4 protein-coding genes are annotated in these 3,309 nt (G+C 33.6%); all 4 read left to right on the top strand.

What is annotated here, in order from left to right; genetic code table 11:
• Positions 1 to 189 precede the first annotated feature (189 nt).
• The 4 genes from C1638_RS22025 (at position 190) to C1638_RS22010 (ending at position 2,817) form a co-directional block, all read left to right on the top strand.
• Positions 190 to 528, top strand: a complete 339-nt coding sequence (locus tag C1638_RS22025) for a plasmid mobilization protein (RefSeq protein ID WP_109624085.1) — start codon at positions 190 to 192, stop codon at positions 526 to 528.
• A complete protein-coding gene (locus tag C1638_RS22020; protein ID WP_109624084.1) occupies positions 518 to 1,330 on the top strand; it encodes a relaxase/mobilization nuclease domain-containing protein in 813 nt (270 codons plus the stop codon). Before C1638_RS22025 ends, C1638_RS22020 begins: the two co-directional genes overlap by 11 nt.
• A gap of 53 nt (positions 1,331 to 1,383) precedes the next feature.
• Entirely contained in the window at positions 1,384 to 1,893 is a 510-nt protein-coding gene (locus C1638_RS22015) for a hypothetical protein (protein WP_109624083.1), read from the top strand.
• A 336-nt stretch (positions 1,894 to 2,229) separates the two neighbouring features.
• Positions 2,230 to 2,817 (top strand): replication/maintenance protein RepL, encoded by a 588-nt coding sequence (locus C1638_RS22010; RefSeq protein ID WP_109624082.1) that lies wholly within the window; start codon positions 2,230 to 2,232, stop codon positions 2,815 to 2,817.
• The last annotated feature ends 492 nt before the right edge of the window (positions 2,818 to 3,309 follow it).

Below are 3,309 nucleotides of genomic sequence, written 5' to 3'. Positions count from 1 at the left end.
TTTTATCATTGGAGGTTATATTGTTGTTTGGAGAGATTTGTTTAAATTTGTTGAAGAAAGTAGAGAGTAGTTTAGGTCAAGAGGTGTCTTTGTAACGCATTTTTTCCGCTTTGCTCCAAAAATCCGCCACAAAGAACTCTTGCCCCCTCCCCATGGTCGGGGGATTTAAAACCGTATAAATATAATTTAATGGCTAAGAAAAACGACAGACCCAAACCAATTTCGAAGCAAAATAGAACCTCCCAAATTAGCATCAGAATGACCCCAATGGAAAGAATGTTAATTGAAAGTAGAGCTACAGAAAGTGGGCGAAGTATGAGCCAATTTTTAGTAGAATCGGCAATGGGAAAAGAATTAAAATTGCTCACCGAAGAACAAAAAAAAGCTTATTTGGACTTGGCAAAATACCACACCAATTTTAGTCGAATCGGAAACCTTTTTAAAAATGGATCTGATATAAAATCGGAGATTCTCAACACAATTGCAGAAATAAAAACAACTTTAGAAATCATCAAAAATGGTAAGTAAAGCGAAATCTATTAAAGGCAGCTCAGCGAGTGTTTCCTATATTCAAAGCGATAAAGAATTGGGAGATGCTTTAGAACTAGACCGAAATGGCATCGTTTCAGACGATCCGAACGAAATAATGGATGAGTTTAGGTTTATGCAAGAAGCGAATGAGAAGTGCCAAAAAAACACTATTTCTATCGTTATTTCTCCGAGTGATGAGAAGAAATTTACTCCTTCAGAACTTCGAGACATCGGAAGAAAACACCTAAAAGGGTTAGGCCTGGATAAAAATCAATACTTGATGACTTTGCACCAGAGCACAGGAAAGCCACACATCCACATAATAGCGAACAGAATAAATGAGAAAGGTGTAGCAGTAAAAGACAATTTCATAAGCTTAAAAAGCCAAACAATAAGCGAAAATATGGCTAAGGAAAGAGGTTTATTAACCTCAAAAGACGTTAAAAAGATAAATGATATCACCCGTCAGCCAATCAAAAATGAGATAAAACAAGCGCATCAATTTGCGATTAGTAACTCTAAAACTTTTGATAATTATAAAGATTTAATGTTTTCAAAAGGCATCATAATCAAACCAACAATCAACAAAAATAACCAACTTCAAGGCTTTAGAATGGTTCACCAGCAAAGCGGTTTAGATTTTAAAGCTTCTCAAATCGGGAAAAATTTTGGGGTAAAAAATCTAGTAGAAAATCAAATTAAAATGCCAAATCTTTCTCCACCTCTTCAACAATTTGCCATTAACGTTGCAAAGTTTTTGGTTCGTTCAATTTCACAAGGAGCCGGAATAGGTTATTAATAGTCGGAAAAAACAAATGTTTTATCCTAGATAAAACTTTAAAAAATACAATAATGGCAGATTTTAGCAACAGACAATTAGCGGAAATAATAACGAAAACGGGGGAAAAGATAAGCACTAACGTACTTAAAGAACGTAAAATAGCAAATGAATTAGAAACAACTAAGGTGGACCTATCAAAGTCAATTGAAGAGTTTAAAACGCACATTGCGAATTTAAGCGCCACCTCCATTAAGCCTGATTTAAGCGACTTAAATAAATTTTATGAGGAAAAGACAGAGGAGAACATAAAACGGCTAAATTCACGGTTAAACGTGCCGAATTTGGCTATTTACGTTTGGCTTGGTTCCGTGCTATTGTTTTTATGCAGTGGCTCTTTTATTTACTTCTCCACGAAATCAAAGCAGGAGATCCTAACGGAATATAGACAGGAACTAACCAAAGAAGGAAAAATAATCATCTCCAAAGAGAATAACGACCTGTTCAACGATATGTATCAATGGTTCGAGAAAAACCCAAAAACGAGAGACACTTTTATCCAATCAAGGAAGCGGAACAAGTAGAAAAATACCTCCAAAACGAAAGAGAGCGAAGAAACGAGCTCGACCAGAGGAGAGGGCAGAAAAAAGGCAGAGGATTCTAAATGTTTTTATTACTGCATTCATTTGCTTAGGGTATACCACACACCCTGTTAGGGTATACCACGCACCCTATTAGGGTATACCACGTACTCTTAACAAAATGTTAAAACTTCACCCAGTCAGATAGTTACAAGGATGAAAGTAGATGTATAAATAATAAGAATAAGAAAAAGGGGTTTATTTTTACATAAAGGTATAAATAAATACCCTTAATTATAATAAATTTTATACTTTTGAGGTATAAAATACCACCCTAATATGAAAATGAAAGTTAATCAGCAAAATACAATAATTATGGATTCTGAAACAGGAGAAGTGATTGAGCAAGTCAGAAAAGAGTCTTTAGCAGTTGGAAAAGAACCTAATTACTACAAAGTTTACATTAATGATCTGGCAAATCTTCAAGGATTAAACCCAACAGAAAAGATGGTTCTGGAAATATTAAGCGCTAATATGACTTTTGATAATTTAATTGTTTTAATCAAGCCAATAAAAGAAAAGCTTGTAAAAATAACGGGAAAAGAATTTGAAACAATCAAAAAAGCAATTCAAGGGTTGTCGAAGAAAAAAGTTTTACTGAAGGAGGAAAGAGCTTGCTATAGAGTTAATCCGAAATACGTTGCTAAAGGCAAATGGGAAGATATTAAGGCGTTAAGATTAGTTATTGAATACTCTGAACAAGGAAGAGAAATTAGCATTGAAAAGGTTACTCCCTTCCATATTGAATACGAGGTTAAAGACAAAAAAGAAATTTTAAAAATTGATGAGATATCGCCTAATCAAACCTATTTGGATTTTGATGAAGATGGAAATCATTCGATAAAAAAACATGGAGACAACGATTAAAAGCGGACTTTTAATTTTCATTTTATTTATCTCTCGACAATGCAAGGAAAGAAAAATGACTTTAGTATGACCTTTTACCACCACGAAAAAAAGAGGTTGTTTTTGGAATTCGTCCACAATACTGAAAAAGCTATCAAGTGGGTAAATGACAAACAAATAGTTTGGAGTCATTGTATGGTTTATGAGAGAAGAACCAGAGAAAAGATAGAGCGTATTATTAATTGTAATTTCGAGAGATAAATAAAATGAAAAGGGGCAAATCTTAAAAAGACCTACCCCTAAATGTTTCCATTTTATTGTAAATCAAAGGTATAAATAATAGTCGGAAAAAACAATTAATAATATGTTTTTTCCGACTATTATTTTTTTATCATTGGAGGTTATATTGTTGTTTGGAGAGATTTGTTTAAATTTGTTGAAGAAAGTAGAGAGTAGTTTAGGTCAAGAGGTGTCTTTGTAACGCATTTTTTCCGCTTTGCTCCAAAAATCCGC

This window comes from Chryseobacterium oncorhynchi (genome assembly GCF_002899895.1).
Lineage (GTDB): Bacteria > Bacteroidota > Bacteroidia > Flavobacteriales > Weeksellaceae > Chryseobacterium > Chryseobacterium oncorhynchi.
Note: the sequence above shows the minus strand (reverse complement) of the source record. Positions and strands in the feature narration are given on the sequence as shown.